The sequence below is a fragment of the Wolbachia endosymbiont (group A) of Ischnus inquisitorius genome (assembly GCF_964026985.1).
Taxonomy (GTDB): Bacteria; Pseudomonadota; Alphaproteobacteria; order Rickettsiales; family Anaplasmataceae; genus Wolbachia; species Wolbachia pipientis.
Genome location: NZ_OZ034715.1, coordinates 194,437 through 216,468, shown reverse-complemented (window position 1 = coordinate 216,468; position 22,032 = coordinate 194,437). Strand labels below are relative to the sequence as shown.

General features: G+C 35.3%; 17 protein-coding genes and 4 pseudogenes. 7 read left to right on the top strand and 14 right to left on the bottom strand.

Going from position 1 to position 22,032, the window contains the following annotated elements:
- Positions 1-27: 27 nt before the first annotated feature.
- Entirely contained in the window at positions 28-624 is a 597-nt protein-coding gene (locus AAGD90_RS01165) for a TIGR02217 family protein (RefSeq protein ID WP_138265061.1), read from the bottom strand.
- Between the two features lie 133 nt (positions 625-757).
- Here AAGD90_RS01165 and AAGD90_RS01160 point away from each other — a divergent pair.
- Positions 758-1,617 (top strand): IS630 family transposase gene (locus AAGD90_RS01160; protein WP_156518142.1). Its coding sequence is split into 2 segments (ribosomal slippage): positions 758-1,082 and positions 1,082-1,617, totalling 861 coding nucleotides; the frame shifts between segments, so codons are not numbered across the junction.
- A gap of 150 nt (positions 1,618-1,767) precedes the next feature.
- Here the strand turns inward: AAGD90_RS01160 and AAGD90_RS01155 are convergent.
- Positions 1,768-2,526, bottom strand: coding sequence for a DsbA family protein (locus AAGD90_RS01155; RefSeq protein WP_341821992.1), 759 nt, complete (start codon positions 2,524-2,526; stop codon positions 1,768-1,770).
- 324 nt (positions 2,527-2,850) lie between these two features.
- Here AAGD90_RS01155 and AAGD90_RS01150 point away from each other — a divergent pair, with 324 nt between their 5' ends.
- From AAGD90_RS01150 to AAGD90_RS01140, 3 genes are all read left to right on the top strand, one after another.
- Complete coding sequence (locus AAGD90_RS01150) at positions 2,851-3,003, top strand: hypothetical protein (RefSeq protein ID WP_007548541.1); 153 nt, start codon at positions 2,851-2,853, stop codon at positions 3,001-3,003.
- Between the two features lie 16 nt (positions 3,004-3,019).
- The gene (locus AAGD90_RS01145; RefSeq protein ID WP_264373652.1) at positions 3,020-4,093 is read left to right on the top strand and encodes a Fic family protein; all 1,074 of its coding nucleotides are present in this window, start codon (positions 3,020-3,022) and stop codon (positions 4,091-4,093) included.
- 95 nt (positions 4,094-4,188) lie between these two features.
- Entirely contained in the window at positions 4,189-5,667 is a 1,479-nt protein-coding gene (locus AAGD90_RS01140) for a UbiD family decarboxylase (RefSeq protein ID WP_341821991.1), read from the top strand.
- Between the two features lie 775 nt (positions 5,668-6,442).
- On the opposite strand, the gene ubiA is transcribed toward AAGD90_RS01140, so the two are convergent.
- From ubiA to AAGD90_RS01115, 5 genes are all read right to left on the bottom strand, one after another.
- Entirely contained in the window at positions 6,443-7,300 is an 858-nt protein-coding gene (gene ubiA / locus AAGD90_RS01135; RefSeq protein ID WP_182319897.1) for a 4-hydroxybenzoate octaprenyltransferase, read from the bottom strand.
- A 3-nt stretch (positions 7,301-7,303) separates the two neighbouring features.
- Positions 7,304-7,702, bottom strand: a complete 399-nt coding sequence (locus AAGD90_RS01130) for a ribosome-binding factor A (protein ID WP_006279769.1) — start codon at positions 7,700-7,702, stop codon at positions 7,304-7,306.
- Positions 7,703-7,711: 9 nt separating this feature from the next.
- Positions 7,712-10,036 carry a translation initiation factor IF-2 gene (gene infB / locus AAGD90_RS01125; protein WP_341821990.1) on the bottom strand — a complete coding sequence of 775 codons (2,325 nt, stop codon included), beginning with the start codon at positions 10,034-10,036 and terminating at the stop codon, positions 7,712-7,714.
- 9 nt (positions 10,037-10,045) lie between these two features.
- Complete coding sequence (gene nusA, locus AAGD90_RS01120) at positions 10,046-11,608, bottom strand: transcription termination factor NusA (protein ID WP_015589511.1); 1,563 nt, start codon at positions 11,606-11,608, stop codon at positions 10,046-10,048.
- An 88-nt stretch (positions 11,609-11,696) separates the two neighbouring features.
- Entirely contained in the window at positions 11,697-14,762 is a 3,066-nt protein-coding gene (locus tag AAGD90_RS01115) for an efflux RND transporter permease subunit (protein ID WP_341821989.1), read from the bottom strand.
- Between the two features lie 175 nt (positions 14,763-14,937).
- On the opposite strand from AAGD90_RS01115, the pseudogene AAGD90_RS01110 reads away from it, so the two are divergent.
- Both AAGD90_RS01110 and AAGD90_RS01105 read left to right on the top strand, forming a co-directional pair.
- Positions 14,938-15,219: pseudogene (locus AAGD90_RS01110) on the top strand (hypothetical protein); the annotation flags it as partial.
- Positions 15,220-15,277: 58 nt separating this feature from the next.
- A protein-coding gene (locus tag AAGD90_RS01105) for an IS5-like element ISWpi1 family transposase (protein WP_341821644.1) occupies positions 15,278-16,110 on the top strand; the annotation gives its coding sequence in 2 pieces (ribosomal slippage) (positions 15,278-15,647 and positions 15,647-16,110; 834 coding nt in all).
- On the opposite strand, the pseudogene AAGD90_RS01100 reads toward AAGD90_RS01105, so the two are convergent.
- From AAGD90_RS01100 to AAGD90_RS01075, 6 genes and pseudogenes are all read right to left on the bottom strand, one after another.
- Positions 16,096-16,251, bottom strand: a pseudogene (locus AAGD90_RS01100) (IS66 family transposase); the annotation flags it as partial. The gene AAGD90_RS01105 and the pseudogene AAGD90_RS01100 overlap by 15 nt on opposite strands.
- A gap of 205 nt (positions 16,252-16,456) precedes the next feature.
- Positions 16,457-18,730, bottom strand: a complete 2,274-nt coding sequence (pnp, locus tag AAGD90_RS01095) for a polyribonucleotide nucleotidyltransferase (protein WP_095742791.1) — start codon at positions 18,728-18,730, stop codon at positions 16,457-16,459.
- 14 nt (positions 18,731-18,744) lie between these two features.
- On the bottom strand, positions 18,745-19,017 hold the full coding sequence (gene rpsO / locus AAGD90_RS01090; RefSeq protein ID WP_006279944.1) for a 30S ribosomal protein S15: 273 nt from the start codon (positions 19,015-19,017) through the stop codon (positions 18,745-18,747).
- Positions 19,018-19,029: 12 nt separating this feature from the next.
- Entirely contained in the window at positions 19,030-19,290 is a 261-nt protein-coding gene (locus AAGD90_RS01085; protein ID WP_012673289.1) for a hypothetical protein, read from the bottom strand.
- Positions 19,291-19,375: 85 nt separating this feature from the next.
- A complete protein-coding gene (locus AAGD90_RS01080; protein WP_341821988.1) occupies positions 19,376-20,332 on the bottom strand; it encodes an IS5 family transposase in 957 nt (318 codons plus the stop codon).
- Entirely contained in the window at positions 20,317-20,454 is a 138-nt protein-coding gene (locus AAGD90_RS01075; RefSeq protein WP_209452472.1) for a hypothetical protein, read from the bottom strand. The genes AAGD90_RS01080 and AAGD90_RS01075 overlap by 16 nt, the downstream gene beginning before the upstream one ends.
- A gap of 122 nt (positions 20,455-20,576) precedes the next feature.
- On the opposite strand from AAGD90_RS01075, the pseudogene AAGD90_RS01070 reads away from it, so the two are divergent.
- Positions 20,577-21,559 (top strand): annotated as a pseudogene (locus AAGD90_RS01070) (IS4 family transposase); the annotation flags it as partial.
- A gap of 193 nt (positions 21,560-21,752) precedes the next feature.
- Here AAGD90_RS01070 and AAGD90_RS01065 read toward each other — a convergent pair.
- Positions 21,753-21,863 (bottom strand): annotated as a pseudogene (locus tag AAGD90_RS01065) (IS110 family transposase); the annotation flags it as partial.
- Positions 21,864-22,032 lie beyond the last annotated feature (169 nt).

The following is a 22,032-nucleotide window of genomic DNA, read 5'->3' as shown; positions in this document are numbered from 1 at the left end:
ATGATGTGGATCTATGCTCGCTTATAACTAAAATTTCACTTCCACCAAGGGGATATTATTCCAGCTATTGCTTCCATAGTCATCAATCGAAGCGTTTAAGTAATCTGTATCAAAGCGTACGGGCACATCAAATTCGAAGCTCGCAGTGATTATTGCATCTTTTACTGGCGGTTTCATGAATGTTATTTCTCCCGTTGAATAATTTACTGAATATTCACTCTCTTCTTTACCATTTAAATAAATCTTTACTGTCCCATGTACTGGCTTTTTGATCATACGTATATGCTTATCTTCCCCACTTACATAAGTTTTGATTAGCTGAAAAGTCGTTTTTTTGTTATCTCCTATACCAATCTCTTGGTTGATGGCTATAAAATCCGACCAATCCTTAAAACGAAACCCTATTGCTTTACCTTTTCGTGCATGAAAAAATGTTATTAGTTCTAGTAGCTGCTCGTTTGATCTGACCCCGTAAGCTATGTTGTATCTAGTGCGTGCATGAGACCAATTGATGTTGCGCTGTTCACAACCATTGTGAGTTGTTACAACGTCAGTGGAAAATTCCGGTCCTCCAGTGGAACCATAAGATATATTTTCTGGAAATCTAATTTCTGTGAATGACATATACCCTCCTGTGAAAGTAAAATAGTTTGGTTGAAGAAAATGTTGTAATTTGAAAGCGTTTCACATAGTATAGCTCTTTCCACAGAAGTCCGGATATGATAAGATTAAGGATAGATGGCGATAAGGAGGTTGGATGCCGGCAGCATATAGTTATGATTTAAGAAAAAAAGCAATGGAAGCACTAGACGAAGGGGAAAGCAGAGAAGCAGTGGCAGCAAGATTTAAAATTGGACGAACTACTTTGTGGGAGTGGCAGCAAAGAAAAAAAGAAACAGGCGACTTTCAGTCAAAAAAACTCGGTAATGGAGGTTACAATCAGAAAATTATCGACTGGAATAAGTTTATCGAATTTGCTAAAAAACACGGTAGAAAAACTCTGTCGGAAATGGCTAAACTTTGGGGCAACGTTAGTATCCAAACGATCCACCGAGCTCTCAGAAAAATTGGATTTACGCGCAAAAAAAGACATATGGATACAAGGAAAGGAACGAAGAAAAACGTGCTGAATTCTTAAAAATTATAGCAACAAAAGAACCAGAAAACTTAGTGTATATAGATGAGTCTGGGATTGATAACACGGAGGACTATCCATATGGGTATTGCCAGAAAGGACAGCGATTTTATGCCCTAAAATCTGGAAAAAAAACTCAACGAATCAGCATGGTTGCAGCCTTAAGTAGAAGAAAGATAGTTGCTCCATTAACATTTGAAGGCCACTGTAATATGGATATTTTTAATGGATGGTTTGAGCAATTTTTGGCACCGATCTTAGAACCTGGACAAACTGTCATTCTTGATAATGCTACTTTTCATAAGTCTGATAAGCTTATCAAGCTCGCTAAAGGAGTCGGTGCAGAAATTTTGTATCTGCCGCCTTATTCTCCAGATTTTAACAAAATTGAGCATCATTGGTTTGCTATAAAAAACAGAGCCAGGAAAAACATTCCTCTATTCGAATCCTTTCGTCGTGCTGTTGATTCTGCCTTCCTATGACCTATTCGGACTATTATGAGAAATGCTATAAATGACGCTATGGAAAGTGGATGAGACTACTGAGTTAAACTGCTGTCACACCCACAGTTACTATACTCAGGTTCATTTGAGTTGTCAAGCAAAAAAATAAAATTTTATGGCAAACTGTAACTAGCCTTGCTTGTGACTTAATTCATCTACTTTTTTGCGTAATACATTCAAATCAGTTGCTCCTACAAACAGGCTATCTCCAATTATTAAAAAAGGTGTACCACCTACTCCCAAATCTCTTACTAGAAGCTTACTGTTGTTTATCATTTGCTCAATTTTGTCCGCGTTATCTTTTATGGAATCATTAAAATCGTCCTCATCAATCCCTATGTTTTTCACTATATCCAATATGCTTTCGTCTGAAAATTCTCCTTTGTGACTTAAAGCAGCATGGTGAAAATCGAAATATTTTTCTTTATCGAGAAAATAGACAGCTAAAGCACTTTTTGCTGCCTTTAAAGAAGCGTTACCAAGTATTGGAGCATCCCTAAAGATATACTTAATTTTGCCGTCGTTAATTAACTGCTTTATATCATTCTTTATAGCTTTGCAATGTCCACAAGAATAGTCAAGGAAGCCTACAGCTATAACACTACTATTTTCATTTCCGGAGTAAGGATAAGTAAGGTCAAATATTTGATCCTTGTATTGTGAAATTTTACTTTTGGTTACATTATCTCGAGCAGCGTAACTACTTTTAATCGACTCCTCTTTGAGAGTTTTTACGATCTTATCAAAATTTCTGCTTATATAATTATCTAATTTCTCACCTATATAATCATCGTTTAGCATTTGGCTGCGATTTGAAAGCCAATTGTTTATTATCGGCAAGCTTGCTATTGCTATTATTAAAATTAATAAAAACGATATTCTAGACATACAATTTATTTAAAAACCTACAACATAAAACTTTTAGTACACATTTATCTGTATATTAAAAGAAGCATCTAATGTTAATATATAAAAACATTTATATCAAGTGTATTTTATAGTCAGTTTTGCCTCGAATACAAACTTTACGTACAATGATTAGGTATATTGTCACAAAGTTCATCAGAAGACTTGATAATGTAGGTGACCAAACTACCCCCAGAATAGCCAATTATGAGATGCTCTATCTTTTACCGCCACGCTGTAAATACGGCGGTAAAACAAAGTTGATAATTTTATTCCGCTGTGTATAATTTTCCGTGGAATAAACATATGAGTGAACCAATAATTGGCAGAGAAAAAGAAATAGCTATTCTACAAGACAAACTTCTTTCTCAATCAGCCGAATTTATTGCTGTTTATGGTCGGCGTCGTGTAAATGTTGTATTATCTGCATTTTATCAGCATAATATAGAAGTAATGTAATGCAGATATTATGCCGATGCCAAATTATACGATTACTTCTAAAATTGCTAATTGCCTTATGAAGATTGAAGCAGCAAAAGAAAAAGTGTTACATTTGCCACTCACTGTATCGATGCTCTCGTCCCTTCGTGAAACTGCACGGCTTTATACCACACACTATTCTACTATGATTGAAGGAAATCGACTTGAACCTAAACAGATTGAAGAGGTTTTAAGTGGTAAAAGCCACTTTCCAAAATATAGGAGAGATGAAAATGAGGTTAAAGGATATTATGCAGCTTTAACTCAAGTTGAACAATGGGCAGCAAGGAGAATACCCATTACTGAGAAAGCTGTTCAAACACTACATGCTCTAGTAATAGCAAGTGGAAAATCTAAAATAAAATCAACACCTTATCGTGATGGTCAAAATGTTATCCGCGATAGTCTTACACGTGCAATAATTTATATGCCACCTGAAGCAAAGGATGTACCAAAGCTCATGAGCAGTATGATTGATTGGATTCGTAACAGTGAGCAAGTGCCTTGCCCAATTATTGCAGGTATTGCGCATTATCAATTTGTAACAATTCACCCTTACTATGACGGTAATGGTCGTACTGCAAGATTGTTGACTACATTAATTTTACACCTTGGTGGGTATGACCTAAAAGGACTTTATTCATTGGAAGAATATTATGCTAAGAATCTAGGAGCGTATTATGAAGCAATCAGTATAGGTCCATCGCACAACTATTACATGGGACGAGCTGAAGCAGATATTACTAAGTGGGTGGAGTATTTCGTAGAAGGTATGGCAAATTCATTTGAGAACGTTTTACAACGTATAAATAAAGAAGAATACCACGCTGATCAGACTGATCTTATACGTAAGCTTGATCCTAAACAACGCAAAGCTCTTGAGCTCTTCCAGGAGTTTTCCGCTATTACAGCTAGTCAGGTTGGCGAACTATTTAATTTTAAGCCTCGTACCAGTGCGCAACTTTGTAAAAAGTGGGTGGAAATGGGGTTTATCAAGATTGTAGATTTTTCCAATAGAGGAAGGAAATACAAACTTAGTAAGCAATATGAGGATTTGATCTCAAATTAACTGAAAGCTCGCTAGGCAGGAAAGTAGTGCATAGGTCAAATTTCAATAAAGTGCTTGAAAACTAAATGTAAACTTAAAATTTTAAAAACTGGAATATGTACAACAACTTACGTGACTTCATCAAAGCCTTAGAAGAAAAAAAAGATCTGATTAGGATTAAGGAGGAAGTTTCAACAGTTCTTGAAATGACAGAAATTCATCGCAGAGTTTTGTCAAGCAAAGGGCCAGCGATCATTTTTGAAAATGTTATCACAGAAAATGGCAAAAATTCGATTCCAGTTTTGGTGAATTTATTTGGTACTATTAAGAGGATTGCATTGGGGTTGAACATAAACCCTGATGAACTAAGAGATCTTGGTAAACTTTTAGCATTTTTGCAATCACCTGAGCCGCCAAAAAACTTTAAGGATGCTATAAAAATGTTTCCTTTGTTGAAAGTCGTGTTATCGATGCGAAGTAAAGTCGTGAGCAAGGCTCCATGTCAAGAGGTAGTGCTAACCGGAGATGAAGTGGACCTAAGTCTACTGCCCATTCAAACATGCTGGCCAAATGAACCTGCACCACTTATCACCTGGCCAATTGTGGTAACGAAAGGACCCACGAAAGAAAAGCAAGATAATTTTAATCTTGGAATATATCGTATGCAGGTTATAGATAAAAAAACAACACTAATGCGTTGGCTTGCACACAGGGGTGGCGCAACTCACCATAAGCGTTGGAAGGAAGAAGGCAGAAATATGAAATTTCCTGCTGCTGCTGTGATCGGTAGTGATCCTGCAACGATTATTGCTGCGGTAACTCCAGTGCCAGAAACATTGTCAGAATACCAATTTGCTGGACTGCTGCGAAAGAAGCCGCTTGAACTTGTAAATTGTAAGACTATTCCACTTCAAGTGCCAGCTCACGCGGAAATCGTTCTGGAAGGCTATGTGAGTTTGGATAGATATCAAGATGAGGGACCATATGGAGACCACACTGGCTACTATAATTCTGTTGAGCAATTTCCAGAATTTAATATTACTGCAATTACTATGCGTAAAAACCCGATATATCTTAGCACTTTCACTGGCAAGCCACCTGATGAACCATCGATTCTTGGTGAAGCACTCAATGAAATTTTTGTGCCCATTCTTATCAATCAATTTCCAGAGATAGTGGACTTTTATCTGCCACCGGAAGGTTGCTCATATAGAATAGCGATAGTGTCGATAAAAAAATCCTATCCAGGGCAGGCAAAAAGAATTGTTATGGGCATACTTTCTTTTCTAAAGCAGTTTTTATACACGAAGTTTATTATCGTTGTTGATAATGATATAAATGTACGTGATTGGAAGGAAGTAATGTGGGCAATGTCAACGAGGATGGACCCTGTGCGTGATACAATCATGATAGAAAGTGTACCTATTGATTATTTAGACTTTGCTTCCCCTGAAAGTGGACTTGGAGGTAAAATGGGATTTGATGCGACAAATAAAATCCCGCCTGAAACCAAACGAGAATGGGGAAAGAAAATTAAAATGAGTGAGGAAATAGTAAGAAAAGTCACGGAAAAGTGGGAGGAATATATGGACTAGACTTCTTGCATAAAAGCAGAAAAAAGTTTGGCGTTTTTTATAATGCCGTAATTAGCATTAACTGATAATTGTGCGTCACAGTGCCCTTTTTTTGTCATCCTATAGCTATACCGCCGCGGTATCTCTTAGCCGCTAACAAGTAGTGGGATGACGAGCTTATCGTCATCCTGCCGCGAACCGTCATACCGCGATTCATTCGCGGTATCTCAGCCGCTAACAAGCAGCGGGATACTTAGGGATGACGGTTGTTGTTTAGCTGTAAATATTAAGAAATTTACCAAATAAAAAAAAGGCAAAAGAAGCCCTGGGGTTATTATCCGCTTTAAAATATTGGCGTTTTTTATGTTTTAAACGCTTGACAAGCGAGATTCAGCCGCTTTTAATTGCAACTAACTTACGCTGCAAATGTTTAAGAAATTTACTAAGCAGAAAAAAAGACAAAGAATCCCCGAGTTAGCTAGTCTTTTACTATCTCTGTCGAGTATTGGCATTTTTTGATGTCTTGTAACGCTTTATAAGCGCGTTCAGCTTATTTAGATAAAAATCTAGATGTAGATGAAGTTTTGTAAAGACATACAGTATCTATATACTGCAAAAAATTGAACATAAGACGCCGATACATTAAGTAATCCTTACCTTTTAATCTGCAGATTGGCGAAAGCAAATACAATAGCTTCAGTTTCATGATAAGAGGGCTGGCGAAGGGTGTCAAGCAATTTTCGTTTCTGCGAGTACCTGAGTTTATTGACTTCATTAGAGCCAAAACTCTTGAGACCTAGGTGATAATTCTATCTAAAAGGATGCCAAAAAAGAGAAGCAACCCTACGTAGGAATTATTTTTAAATATGGACATGCATTGACTGGGATCGTCAGGATTGAAATTTTTGTATTGGCGGTGAAATATGAACCCTACAGCAAGTAGAGCAATATAAAAAATGTTATTTAATGATGATAAGATACCAGCATATAGCCACGTCATAAGAGATATTAAATAAAATCTTTTCAACCAAGATTTTGTTGTATCACCAAAATATAATGCGGTAGATTTCATCCCGAGTTTTTCATCATCTTTTTTATCTTGATGGGCGTATATGGTGTCATAGCTAAGTGTCCAAAAGACGCATCCTATATAAAACAGCAAGGATTCTATACTGATCTGGTTTGTTATTGCTGCTGAGCCCATGAGCGATCCCATATTGAAGGTAAACCCTAAGAACAATTGTGGCCACCAAACATACCGCTTTAATAAAGGGTAAGTAGCTATCATACACATTGAGATTATTCCAAGTATGAGTGTAGTTTTATTAGTTAATAATAAGATTACCAGGGCAATAGACAGTAACAGTGAAAGTAAAGCTAAAGCCTGCTTTATGTTTAATGCACCACTTGCAAGTGGCCTATATTTTGTTCGTTCAACGTGCGCATCTATTTTTCTATCGAAGATATCATTGATTATGCACCCTGCGGGTCTCATTAAAAATGCACCTATAGTAAACAAAACAAGGAGAAAAAGAACCTGATACGATAGAGAAGTTGAGGCTAAAAGAATACCGCTCAAACTGGGAAATAGCACAAGCCACAAACCCGTTAAACTGTGCAACCTCATTAATGAAAAGTAACGATTGAAATGCATTAATTAAGTGTGATTATGTAATATTTTGCTTACATTAACAAAATTATCGAACGCTAAGTCAGGCTTGAAAACTAGTTCAGGTATAAATCGCAAATCAACATAACACAATATAGATTTACGTATTGACCATGCAGACTGGTTCATTTCATTAACAACAGTGTTAATATCACAATTATTCTCAGAAGGATCTCCAGTGCGTCTTTTTTCTGGATCTAAGTAGTCAGCTACTTGAATATTCAATGAAGATAACACAATATATACATCCGCTTTTTTCAAATCTTTACTTAATTTTACGTCAGATACCGCTACATTTTTATTGAACACCTTACCTTCCATTAGAACTCTTGATATTGCTCTATGCAATACCGATGCTATCTTTAGGTTTCTAATTTCCTTTTTCATATCCAGCTACTATAACACCCTTTCTTCTTGCACTAATTGATAAGCTTCCAAAATATCTCCAACTTTAATATCGACATTACCCTCTAGTGATACTCCGCATTCAAAGTTTACACCTACTTCTTTAACACCATCTTTAAATCTACGTAGTGCTTTTAACTTTCCTTCATGCACCAATTTGCCACCACGCATTACCTTAATTAAAGAATCTTTTCTTATGACTCCATCACTTACGTAACATCCAATGATATTACCAGCTTTAGATACATTAAATATTTGCCTTACAGATGCAGAACCAACACGAACCTCTCGTGTAACAGGCTTTAACATTTTAGTTAAATACATTCTCATGTCATCAATGAGCTCGTATATTATGTTATAAGTATGTATTTCTACACCTTTTTGTTTTGCCAAGTCCCTTATTTTTGAGTCCACTTTTACATTAAAAGCTAAAATTACTGCACTTGATGCTTCTGCAAGCAGCACATCTGAATCTGTTATCCCTCCTACTGCTTTGTGTAGGATATTTAATTTCACTTGATCTTTACCGAGTTTATCAATTGAACTTGATATTGCTTCAATAGAACCAGTTACATCGCACTTTAAAACTACAGATAGTTCTTCTATTTCACTGTTATTACGGCTGAATATATCTAAATTATTGTCGCCCAAATCTTCTTTCTTTTTCTTGATCAACTCTAGCCTGTATTCAACAATTTCACGCGCCTGCTTTTCAGAATTTACAACAACAAATTTATCTCCAGCATTTGGTACACCATTTAGACCAGTAATTTCAATTGGAGCGGAGGGTAGTGCTGCTTTTTCTCTTTGACCAAGGTGATTAACCATACTACGTACTTTACTGTATGTTGTACCAACTACCAATATATCACCAACCTTTAACGTTCCTTCCTCAACTATCAATGTAGCTGATATTCCTTTCGCTTTATCTATTTTGGATTCTATTACCCATCCAAGTGCTCGACAATCTTCTATTGCTTCTAGCTTCATTAATTCAGCGATTAACAAAATCGTCTCTTCTAGTTTATCTAAATTAGTTTTCTTTTTTGCTGATACTGGCACAATCATAACATCACCACCAAGCCCTTCAGGGATGAGATCATATTGAGGCAAACTATTAATTATTTTTTCTACATCACCAGGCTCAGATTTATCAATTTTATTAATAGCAACTATAATGGAAACATTTGCTGCTTTTGCATGATTTATTGCTTCAACTGTTTGTTTCATGATTCCATCGTCAGCTGCAACCACTATTACAACTATATTAGTAATATTGGCACCACATGCACGCATCGCAGTGAACGCTTCATGTCCTGGTGTATCAATAAAAGTAATTTTTTGCTTATCTTTTGTCGTTATTTGATAAGCACCTATGTGTTGAGTTATGCCACCTGACTCTCTTTCTGCAACATTAGATTCACGAAATGCATCGAGCAATGAGGTTTTACCATGATCGACGTGGCCCATAAAAGTGACGATTGGTGGTTTAAGTTTTTTAAGCAGGCTTTCTCTGCCTTCTATAAAAAATAAATCCTTTTCTTTGTTGACATCGCTCACTCGTTTGGCCGTATGATTAAATTTTTTCACTATTTCACATGCTATATCTGGATCCACCAGATCATCTACTCTATAACTCTCACCAACTTCTTCTTTGAACATTTTTAGCACACTCTTGCTATCTTCTGCCATACGAATAGATAACTCCCTGATAGTTATTTTGTCTGGTACAATAACTTCTCTTGATATATTTTTACCCTTAGTAAACTTTGACTTTCTACCTCTTATACCAAACCTTTGCTTAAATACAGGGGGTTGTTCAGTTTTTTCATCTATTGCCTGTGCAATTACCAGTTTAGAATGCTTAGAATATATATCTTTGTTGACTTTAAAAGACTTTTTATCGTTGTCCTCATGGTCAATACTATCTTCTTTTGGTTCAACTAAGTGGGTATTACTTAAAACTTGCTTATTTATTTCCTTAGATAAAGCGTCCGCTTCATTTTTCTCGTCAATCTCTTTATTGCTGTCTTCTTTTGCTGTTTTCTCTTTTTCTTCTCTCTGATTTCTTTCTTTCAGCAAAGCAGCATTCTGCACAGCATTAATGCGAAAAATTTGTTCTTTCTCTGTTAAAGAACATAATTTACTCTCGTCAAATAAATTATGTTCTTCTGCATCATGAGATTTTTTTCTTCTTTTTTTTACTACTGTAGCTCCAGTACTTGGGCTAGCTGAAGAGTTTAAATTGAGGTCTAATTTAAGCTTGCTTAAACCTTGGAGCGTTAATTTTTTATCACTGATATCTTCATTATTCATATTATTTTATTATATTAATCCAAGCTTTTTACGTGCTTCTATGATTATTGAATCTACTGTATCTTTTAGATCTTCTTTGCTATCGGATGAGGAAGAGAGTATGCTGCAAAACTCATAACTTGATAAATCTGCTATGTCCTCTAAAGTCTTAATATCATGCTTACTAAGAGCAATTTTATTGTCTATTGATAAAGTTAAATTGATTACATCATCCTCCATACCTAAACTTTTTAGCTCTTCTATTTTTCTATCATTTTCTGCTTTCAGGTACTTATTTGCTCTATTGTGAAGTTCGTTTGCAATATCTTCATTAAAGCCCTCTATTGAAGCAAGCTCTTTAATTGAAGCGCTAGATATGTCTTCTACACTTGAAAAACCTTCTGTTACCAATAGCTGACCCATAATCTCTTCTAAGTTTAAAGCTTCAGCAAATAAAGCTGAACATTGACTAAGTTCTTTACTTCGCCTTTCTGATTCTTGCTGAGTGCTTAATATCTCAATTTTCCATCCAACAAGCTCTGAAGCTAATCTTACATTCTGGCCCTTTTTTCCTATCGCTAAACTCAATTGATCTTCAGCAACTATTAACTCTATGCAATTTTCATTTTCATCAATAATAACCTTCGATACTTCTGCAGGAGTAATGGCTTTAATAACAAATTGACCCAAATCTGAGGAGTAATTTATAACGTCAATTTTTTCACCATTTAATTCGTGTATAATAGTTTTTATTCTATCTCCCTTAACTCCAACACAAGCACCTACTGGATCAATGTTCTTGTCGGGAGAGAAAACGGCAACCTTAGACCTTGAACCAGCATCTCTAGCTATACCTTTAATTGTCACTAATCCGTCAGCAATTTCTGGTATTTCTTGATTTAATAATGCCTCCAAAAAGCCTTCATGAGTCCTAGAAAGAATAATTTGACGTCCATCATCAGAGCGCTTAACAGTCTGTATGTAAGCTTTAACCTTATCACCTTCACGAAATGATTCACCACCAGTTAAATTTCGCAATGGAAGATATGCCCTAGTGCCATTTATGTCTATAATAAGATCTGAATATTCTACTTGTTTAACAATACCATACCTTATTTCTCCCACCTTATCTTTAAATTCCTCATATTGCTTTTTTGACTCTTCATCTTTAATTATTTGAGCAATCTTTTGCTGGGCAATTCTTGCTGAAGCAAGATCAGTGTTAAGAGAGAGTAATTCACTAACAGTATCTCCAACTTTTGCATCTCCTTTTATTAATTTAGCTTGTGTAAGCGTAATTGATTCACACTCGGTATTCTCTTTTTCATTTGATTCATCATCAATAACTTTTAGTTTTCTATATGAAGTAACTTTGCCTGTGTTTCTATCTATATCAACTACAATTTTACTTTTGCTACCATATTTTTGATGAGCCACTGCTTCTATAGCACTTTCTAGTGCCTTTATTACAACATCAAAATCTAAACCTTTTTGAAGTGAAAGCTCTCCTGCTGTTTTTATTACATCAAGGCTTCCAACTATGTTATTCTTGTTACTTTTCTGCTTAACACTGCTTTTACGATTAGCAATCATAATAAATAAATCCAATGTAATTAGTTATAATTATAGCTCCAACGGGCAAAGAACACTATCTTAGATGTTAAATGATTGCTAATTTAAGTCAAGTTTTTTCATGTTTTTGTATAACAAGCAACGCAGGAGTAAAGAATAAAGTTAAAACCGTTGCAGCCAATATTCCACTTGCTATGGTTGTTGAAATGTCAACCCACCACTGGCTTGATGGAGCATCATATGTGATTTGTAGCGTAAAAAAATTGATATTTAACCTGGTAATCATCGGTATTAAACCAAGAACTGTGGTTGCAACGGTAAGCAATATTGGCCTAACGCGAGAAATTGCAGCGTTTATTACACATCGCTTGATGTCATTTTTGTGTACCTTAATTTGGTGATGAAAGGCATCAAGCAATAGTATGTTATTATTTACTATAATTCCCGCCAAAGCAATTATCCCCACTCCACACATAACAACTACGAAAACTTGTTGGATAAGAAAGAAAACAAAAAACACACATGTTGTGGATAAAAACACTGCTGTCATTACGATAAATGTATGGTATACATTATTAAACTGTGTCACTAATACCAATATCATTAGTGTAATCGCTAATATAAAAGCCTTTAACAAAAATGCTCCTGATTTTTGTTGATCTTCTTTGTCGCCTTTAAAATAAATTTTTACTCCCTTGTCCCAATCCTGGGCAATAGAATTCTGAATGAACTTTACTCTTTCATCAACAAGATAGCCAGTATCAACGTCAGCAGAGATTGTCACTATGCGTAATCCATCAATCCTGTTTAGTTTGTTTACCTTTTTTTCGGGAGCATATTTTACTATATTGCTCATAGGATACGGGCCATTAACTGTATTGATAAAAAGATTGTCTATAGTCTTCATGTTGCGATCCTTTCCAGGGAAACGGAGTACAATATCGATTTCTTCATCCGTGTTATTTGGTCTATATTTTCCAATCAACACTCCATTTGTAACCATCTTTATAAAATCGCCAATGGTTGCAACACTTACTTCAGAGCTTGTAGCCTTATTCTTATCAACACTCATATTCCACTCTATTTCAGGTGCTGATCTGCTATCTTGAATATTTATAAACCCGGATGAAGGTTGGTTCATAATTTCTAGAATTTTCTCTGCTGCTAAATTCAAACTGGATGCACTCCCGCTGAGGTTGATTTGTATTGGCTTGTCAGCCGACGGTCCTGGCTTTTCCTCTTGAACATTAATTATTATTCCTTTCATGTCTTGCACACTGCTCCTTATATCATTTAGTATGTGCTTAGCTTTGCGCCTGAAGCGCCAATCCATAAGTTCTAGTTGTATTCTGGCGATAACGTTGTCTGAAAATGCTCCTGATCTAGCATAAGAAACATGAATTTCTTTTTCAATGCTCAAAATGCGTTCTTCCACTTCTTTGAGTATCAGATCTCGTTCTTTGGCTGATAAGCTTTCTTTTGCTTTAACACTGATTAAAATATTATCTGAATCCACTTTCGGAAAAAACTTTACTCCAGGACCAAAAGTAAAGTACAGCACACTAAATGAAAACAAAACGAATACAGTAGCACATACGAATTTTTTAGGATGATCCAAAACCTTCTCTAGCATGCGTACGTAAGCTCTTATTATAGGCCCAGCATTTTTTATTTCACCACTTTCTATAGCACTCATTTTTTTTATTTCTTTTTTTGAAGTTATCGAAGGCTTACCAAATATTGCACCAAGTGTTGGTATAAAAACCAAAGCCATAATGAGCGATCCAGTCAAAGTTAGAATTATTGTAATTGGTATGTACTGCATGAATTTACCAACAGTATCAGGCCAGAATAATAGAGGAAAAAACACTGCTAATTTAGTTAACGTTGATGATAGAACCGGATAAAACATATCACGAACTGAAGTGTAAAAAGCTTCTACTTTGTCCATTCCGCAGATCATCTTTCTATCGGCATATTCGCTGATCACAATTGCATCATCAACCAGCATGCCAACAGCCATAATTAAACTGAAGAGCACAACGATATTTAAGGTTATACCCATAAAGTAAAGAGCTATTATCCCAATGAGAAAGGAACCGGGTATCGAGAGTGCCACAAGAATAGCAATCCTTGTTCCCATAGAAAGCATCATTATGATCAATATTAACAACACAGCAAATATTATGCCGTTTTCCAAGTCATCAAGCACATCGCGGACGTTTTTTGACTGGTCGTTTAAGTACACCACTTTTAAATTTTCAGGTAATTGATCTTTTGCCTTATCCATTAAGTATTTTACTTGATTTACTGTGTCTATTATGTTTTTTCCGTTACGTTTTGAAATTTCTAGCACGACACTAGGTAATCCATTAATGCGAGCAAATCCTTGGTGATCCTCAAACCTAGGGTATACTTTTGCTATATCTTTGATTCTCAAAACTGCATCGCCTTGAGATCTAATAGGAATATTCATAATATCTTCTATATCTTTTAATAACCCTGATATTTTAATCGAATATTTACCGGCCAGTGACCCAGCTCCCACTAGTCTATTATTGCTTGATATAGCTTGGAATATTTCGTTTGATTGAATGTTATATTTTGTTAGAACTGTGGGCTCAATTATAACTTCCACTGTTTCTTTACGAATACCTGCCACTTCAACTTTGAGAACATTTGGCAGAGATTCTATTTCTTTCTTTAACTTGCGTGCTATTTCAGTTAAGGCTCTTTCTGGCAGATTACCAATTAAGCCAACATTTAATATGGGAAATAGACTCAAGTTTATTTCATTTATTATTGGAGATTCCGCTTCAACAGGTAACTTCGATTTTATGTTTGAAAGCTTTGAACGGACATTATCGAGCACTTCTTTATTATCATACTCTGTTCCAAATTCGAGTATCATGTGAGCACCATCATTAGTTGCAAAAGCTCTCAATTCTCTTACACCTTCGATGGATCTTAGTTCATTTTCTATAGGAAGCACTAATAGCTTTTCACTATCTTGAGCAGAAATCCCAGGAAGTCCAACAAACACGCTGATTATAGGAATCTGTATATCAGGATTGCTTTCCCTTGGCATTTTTACATAAACGTATGAACCGAAGATAAAAATTACTATAAGTAATAATACCACCGCCCTGTTTCGCTCTATGAGTAAGCTCTGCATGTTGAATGTTAGCTGAATATGTGTGTTTGTACAATATTATAGTCGAGATACATTGCATATTAATTAATCCTTGTGTAGCTTTAAAACTTTATGCAAATAATTAAAATTTTCGCAAAATTGCAAGTATAAGAAAATTCCTGTATAATAATTCTAGAACAGTATTTGAGAGGTTATTATGGTGGCAATTCTAAATATAACAAAAGGCAAAAATAAAGTTATTGTGTCTGGATTAGCTGGAGCTTTATCAGCTTTAATATTTTTAACAGCAATCCACATTGCCGCAAAGATAGCCATTATCGTTTCTGCTGCTGCAGTTACTTACTTATTACTTTCGCTGATTCATAAAATAAGAACTAAAGCTGAAATTACTCGTGTTTCAGGAGATAAAGTTTCAGAAGATGAAGGTGAAGAAAAAGATACCGTAAAAGAACCAAAAAGAACTGAAACTGAGCTAGAGAGGTTGTCCGGAAACAAGTAAAAGGCTATAATATCTGAAATTTTAGTACGGGGTAAAGATGAGAAAAAAGTATCCAACAGATCTAAGCGAAAGGGAATGGGCAAGAATAGAAAAACACTTCAGAGTATCATACAAGAAAGGAGGAAGGCCGCAAAAGTATAGCAAAAAAGAAATATTAGAAGCAATTTTCTATGTATTGCGTACAGGGTGTCAATGGCGGTATTTACCAAATGATTTTCCGCTATGGAAGACTGTGTATGAGCAGTTCAGGCAATGGAAGAAGCAGGGAATTTTTGAGAAAATGAATTATGAAATTACAAAATATAGTAGAAGAAAAATAGGAAGGAATGAGCAGCCGAGTGCCTGTATAGTAGATAGTCAATCTGTAAAGACTACAGAAAAGGGGGGATCAAAGGCTATGATGGAAGTAAAAAAGTAAAGGGTAGAAAAAGGCATATAATTACAGACACTCAGGGTTTTATACTAGGTTGTTACGTAGGCGCTGCTAACGAAAATGATAGAGATGGTATTAAAATAGCATTAAACAATATGAGAACAAAATATACTAAAGTTAAAAAAATGTGGGCTGACATGGGATACCAAGGAAGAAATTTAAAGAATCACATAAAGGAAGAATATGACATAGATATTGAAATTGTTAAAAGGCCTCCATGTAGATTTTGGGTGCACAAAGATACGCCACCTGAGCTACTACCAACAAGAGAACAAGGGTTTAAAGTACAGCCAAGAAGATGGGTTGTAGAAAGGACTTTTGCTTGGGTTAATAGGAATAGAAGGCTATCGAAGGAGTATGATTTACTCACAACATCCACTGAGAATTTCATATACCTAGCTATGAGTAGGGTTATGTTAAAGAGGGAATATGCTTGAATTTACTAGTTTCCCGACAACCTCTAATTCAGCGTTCTCTATCTTTAAAGCTTTATTTTCTGCTTTTAAGTTTTCTATCTCTGCTTTCAGTTTTTCTATTTTTTGCTGTAAATTTTTGCAAAGTTCTAAAAGGTTTACCACATTACCTCACTTTTGCTCTATGATTATCTTTTTAGATCACTTTGTCTACCTTATTCTACCACTCCGCTGAACGGATACCTTGGGTTAGCTATAGCTAACACCACAATTGTACTAACATTGTGATTTGAGAACAACCTTCACCAGAAAGGGTGTCATTCCAGTGTTAAGCACTGGAATGACGAGAGGTAACGCAAGAAGTTTACTCTTAATAAAAACCTGATGATGAATCATTATTACCAAATTTCGGCCTATTTCTGTTGCTGAAACCAGAACGAGGACGAGGAGGCCTCTTATGGTGACTTCCTCCAGGTTTTCTACTAAATGAATTATTGTAATAATTATCCCTGTCATTTGGACCATCTTTCCTTTCCTCGTTGTAAAGCTCACCTTCAAAAAACTCTCCCGTCTCTTGATCAACCCGACGTCTTGACAACTTTGGACACCCACCTTTTTCGAAGTCAATTACTAGTGCTTTGAAAGTATCATCTTGTTTAAGTACGCTCTCTATAGAATCTATATGTTCATTAGCTACTTCACTTATGTGCATTTTTCCTTTTCTGCCATTAAGAAATTCAAGCTCTACAATAGACTTCTCTATTCTTACAACCTTGACATCAACTATAGAACCTTGTTCTAGTTCTGTTATTGAATCAATCATCATACTCTTTGCAATTTCAGCTTCAGTGCCACTCGTAGCAAAAACAGAAACTTTACCATCATCTCCTATTTCAATTTTTGCATTACTTCTTTCACACACACTGCGTATATTTTTCCCCTTAGAACCTATAGCAGCAGAAATTTTGTCTTTATCTATGTAAAATGATAACATCCTTGGTGCATGGTCTTTGACATCATCACTGTGTTCTGAAATCACTGCATTCATTTTTTCTAAAATATGTAATCTTCCAGCTTTTGCCTGTTCTAATGATTTTTCAACAATTTCAAAGCTTATACCAGAAATTTTCATGTCCATTTGTAGCGCCGTAACCCCTTCACTAGTTCCTGCTACTTTAAAGTCCATATCACCAAGATAATCTTCATCACCAAGTATATCGGAAAGTATTACATACTCGTCTTTATCTTTGATGAGACCCATAGCAATTCCAGCAACAGGGGCCTTTATTGGCACACCCGTATCCATTAAAGCAAGAGAAGTCCCACAAACTGTTGCCATAGAAGAAGAACCATCAGACTCCAAAATTTCGGACACTACTCTTATTGTATAAGGAAATTCAGACTTATCGGGTAAAACAGGATGAATTGCTTTCCAAGCAAGTTTGCCATGACCGATTTCTCTTCTTCCTGGTGCACGCGCAGCAGAAGTTTCTCCAACAGCAAATGAGGGAAAGTTATAATGCAACATGAAATGCTCACGTCTATCCCCTTCAATATCATCCACAATTTGCTCATCTTGAGTGGTGCCAAGAGCAGTAACAACCAGTGCCTGAGTATTGCCTCTTGTAAATAGTGCAGAACCGTGAGTTTTGGACAGAATATCAACTTCAACTTCTATCTGACGTATCTCATCATGCTTACGACCGTCTATCCTTACACTTTTCTTCCTAATTATTTCACGTACTAAAGATCTTTCAAAGTTTTTTACTGCATACGTAATTAACTTTTCGTCTTTTCCAGTTTCTTTAAGAGTATTCAATATATTCTCTCTGATCGCTTCTAGAGCTTGAACTCGCTCTTGTTTTACTGTTTGCGAATATGCTTTTTCAAAATCTTTACCGTATTTTTCGAGCTCTTGTGTTATATCTGATGCATCAATAGGGGCAAAGCTCTCAGGTTTATTGCCAATTGTATCAGCAAACTCTTTTATGAGCTTAATGACAGGCTTAAGGTGTTCATGGCCAAATTTTATTGCATTAAAAACATTTTCTTCAGAGAGCTCTTTTACTTCTGATTCAACCATTAAAATTGAATTTTCATCACCAGACAAAAACAGATCCAAGCTGCTTGCTTTCATCTCTTGAACAGAAGGGTTGAGTATATAGTTATTATTTTCATCACAACCAACCATCACTCCAGCTATAGTAAAGTGAAAGGGAACACCAGAAATTGCAAGAGCTGCAACAGCACCAATCAATGCTGGCACTTCAGGAGGATTGACTGTATCATAAGTTAATAGATTGCACACCACACTAATTTCATCATGAAATCCTTCTGGGAATAGTGGTCTTATACTTCTATCTATTACTCTTGAGATTAAAGTTTCTCTATCAGATGGCTTGCCTTCTCTTTTAAAAAACCCGCCAGGGATCTTACCCATGGCATAGCTTTTTGCGATAAACTGCACATTTAAAGGTAGGAAATCAACGCTTTCTTCCTTCTTTTTACGTACAACAGTTACTAAAACAGAAGTATCACCGTAATTTACAACTACTGAACCATGAGCTTGGCGTGCTATTTTTCCTGTTTCTAAAGATAAGGCACGACCACCCCACTCTATAGATTTTTTTATAATTTTAAACATATTAAATTCCTCGATTATTTTCTAATGCCTAACTTCTCTATTAATTCCTGATAGGCTTCATTACCAAATTTACGCTTTATATAATTTAAGTGCTTGCGTCTTCTACCTATCAATATAAGTAAACCACGCTTAGAGTGATGGTCATGCTTGTGCACTTTAAAATGCTCAGTTAAGTTACTGATCCTCTCGGTCAAAATTGCACATTGTACAAAAGATGAGCCTGTATCATCTTCTTTAATTGCATATATATTTATCAAACTCTTTTTCTTTTCGGATGTTATCGACATCTAAACCTCATTTTAAATATTAAAAACACGAATAGGTTTCACACAACCATAAATAAAACTGCAGATTGCAATAGGTACACTACCCACCACCGTACAACAAATATCATGATTCTTTAAATTACGCAAGTTATTTAATACAACTTCCTGACCTTTTCTGATTTTCCCCGCATCTTCTAGGGAAATTTCAACTTTGAACATCGATTTTAAAGCCGATTCAATGGGGATGACGAAACTTTTTGTATTACTCCCTGTCACTCCATCATCTTCTGTCATCCCACCCCCCTCTGTTATCCAAGTAGCTGACACTGGGATGGCTTTGTTGCATCGCTCTTCGGATAGTAGGTAACGCACAATAAATTTATGAAGCTATCTCAAATTTAGCCATACCAATATCAGTGAACTTATTGAGCAAATAGCATTTAACAAGTAGTTCCTTCTCTCTATTTGTCTCAGATTTATTCCTAAAACTAAACCCGAATGTTTGTTTCAGTTGCGAGAAAAAACTTTCTATATAAGATCTTTTTCCATAACTCATCTCTTTTTTCCACTTCTTTATACCATCTTCATCATATGACTTTATGAGCTTGACTGCAGAATTTCTCTCAGCCATATAGCCTAACTTTGGATGCTCTGCTGCGTTGTTTTTCGGAGGAATTTTCGTTTTTATACCATATTGATTACACAGCTTATAGAGCTTTTCTCTGTCATATGCCCTATCTGCATATAGTACTTTTATGACATACTGAAAATCGACTTCTTTTAGCAAATCACAAGCTCCATAGTGATCAGAGTAGACACCGTTACTGTATTTTACAGCTATGGCTTTTTTGTTGTTTATATTCAACATTACGTGCAATTTTCTCGTTTGCTCATAGCCACGATATTTTCTGTCAGTGCTATTTTCCTTGCTGTGACCAGGAGTGTTGTTGTATATACTAATTCCTGTACTGTCTATAGCAATTTCGATATCTTCCATATTATTTTTATCAATTCTGCAATCATTTATCTTAATATTAAGTTTCTTAAACCTTCTTGATGCTTGTGAATAGCTGATAACTGCCAAATCTCTTCCTATTTGTTGCAAATACCCTTTTATAAACCCGACTGTTTGTCTTAAACCAATTCTAAAGAAACTGACGATTATATGCACCAAAATCACAACTTTATCACTATAAATATAGTTGCCGCCCTGCATTTTTGGACAATTCTCGTACCAATTTTCTATGGCGTCATTGATATAACAAAAAATGCTTCCTCTTTCTTGGAGAAATTTGTTATATTCATGGCAGTTACTGACTCTCATTTTTTGTGGCATATTTTTTCTTCAACAGTTAAATGGCTATTTATAATGAATTTTGTCAGTAACTGCCAGTTCTTTTCACTTGAGCGATGCAACAAAGCCCACTGGGATCCAGTTTCACCTTGTGATGGTGTCATGAAAGTAGCTGACACTGGTTTCCATCCAAGACGGTGTCATTCCTTACTATTACCCACAAATATAAATGGACTAAAAAGTAAAATATTACAATATTAAAGTTTGCAAATATTGAGGGTGTAAAATGGCAAGTAAAAGTAGTGAATGGGCTAAAAATGAATTTGGAGATAAAAGGTTAACTGAGCGATTAGTAAAGATTGCTGATATGTTTGACAAAATTACCTGAAAGTTAGATTAATCAAGCATGTGAAAGTTGGTCAGAAGCAAAAACAGCATAACGTTTTTTTCAAAATGAGAATGTAAAAGAAAGTGATATTTTAGCTACACATATTAATAAGACGGTTGAGAGAACAAAAGCTCACAAGAGGGTTCTTGTCATTCAAGATACCAGTTACATTGTATATAATAACCATAAAAAAACAAGCGGATTAGCAAATTTGTCCAGTTATGATACTGCAAAAGGTATTATAATGCATACAGCTCTTGCCGTTAGTATAGAAGGTTTGGTACTAGGGATACTAGATCAAAAAGTTTATTCAAGACCTGAAGAAACTGAGAACCTTAAAAAAAAGAGCGATCGCATTGAAGATAAAGAAAGCGTAAAGTGGTTGGAAACTTTAAGAAAAACAAATAATATTATTGATCCAACTCAAACTGAGACTATAACTGTATGCGATAGAGAAGCAGATATATATGACTTTTTTGAGCTTGCACATAATCTTAATTCGGCAGTGCTAGTTAGAGCATGCAGAGATAGAGCAGTAAATAGAAAATCTCGATATCCTGAAAAAGGTGAGCAGAAGTTATGGGCATTTATTAAATCCTCTCATTGTGCAGGTACGGTAGAAGTTGAAGTTCCTGTAAAAGATAATAAGCCAAAAAGAACAGCACGTTTGGAAGTTAGATTTGGAAAGTTTATGATGAATCCATCTAAGAATAATATTAGGCATAAGACGGAAGAACTACCTAAATTACCACTTTATGCAGTTTATGTTGTTGAGAAAACTCCCCTTCCCTTAAAAAAAACCGCTAGAATGGATGCTATTAACGAATCTTTCAGTTAATACTTTCGATGAAGCTGTTGAAAAAATTAGTTGGTATCAACTATGTTTTTTAAAAATTTTTTTATTTGTGTAATTTTGCAAATTATATGGGCAATAAAAACCCGTTTGTCATAGAAATAGAATTTTATATCAAACAGCTACCACAGCAATTTCTGCTTAAGCTAATGAATATGTGCTTTAAGTCTGTGTGGACGCACATATTCATTAGCCAATTTCAGTTACCGTTGTGAAGATTTTTAAGTATGCAAATTAATTGCTTCTTTAAGTCTTGTATTAGCAATTACTATAATTTTACGCATTAGGGCTGTTATAGCCACCATCTTCTTCTTACCATCAACTATGTTTTTTAAAATTTTTTGAATTTAGTCTCATTTGTTGATAATTTTGTATTTTTATTCAATTGAAAAATGTATTTTGGTAACAAAGATCCTAGTTTATACAGAAAGAAATTTATATCAAACAGCAACCACTGCTTAGATTTTATGGTTAACGAATATGTGCTTTAAATGTGTGTAG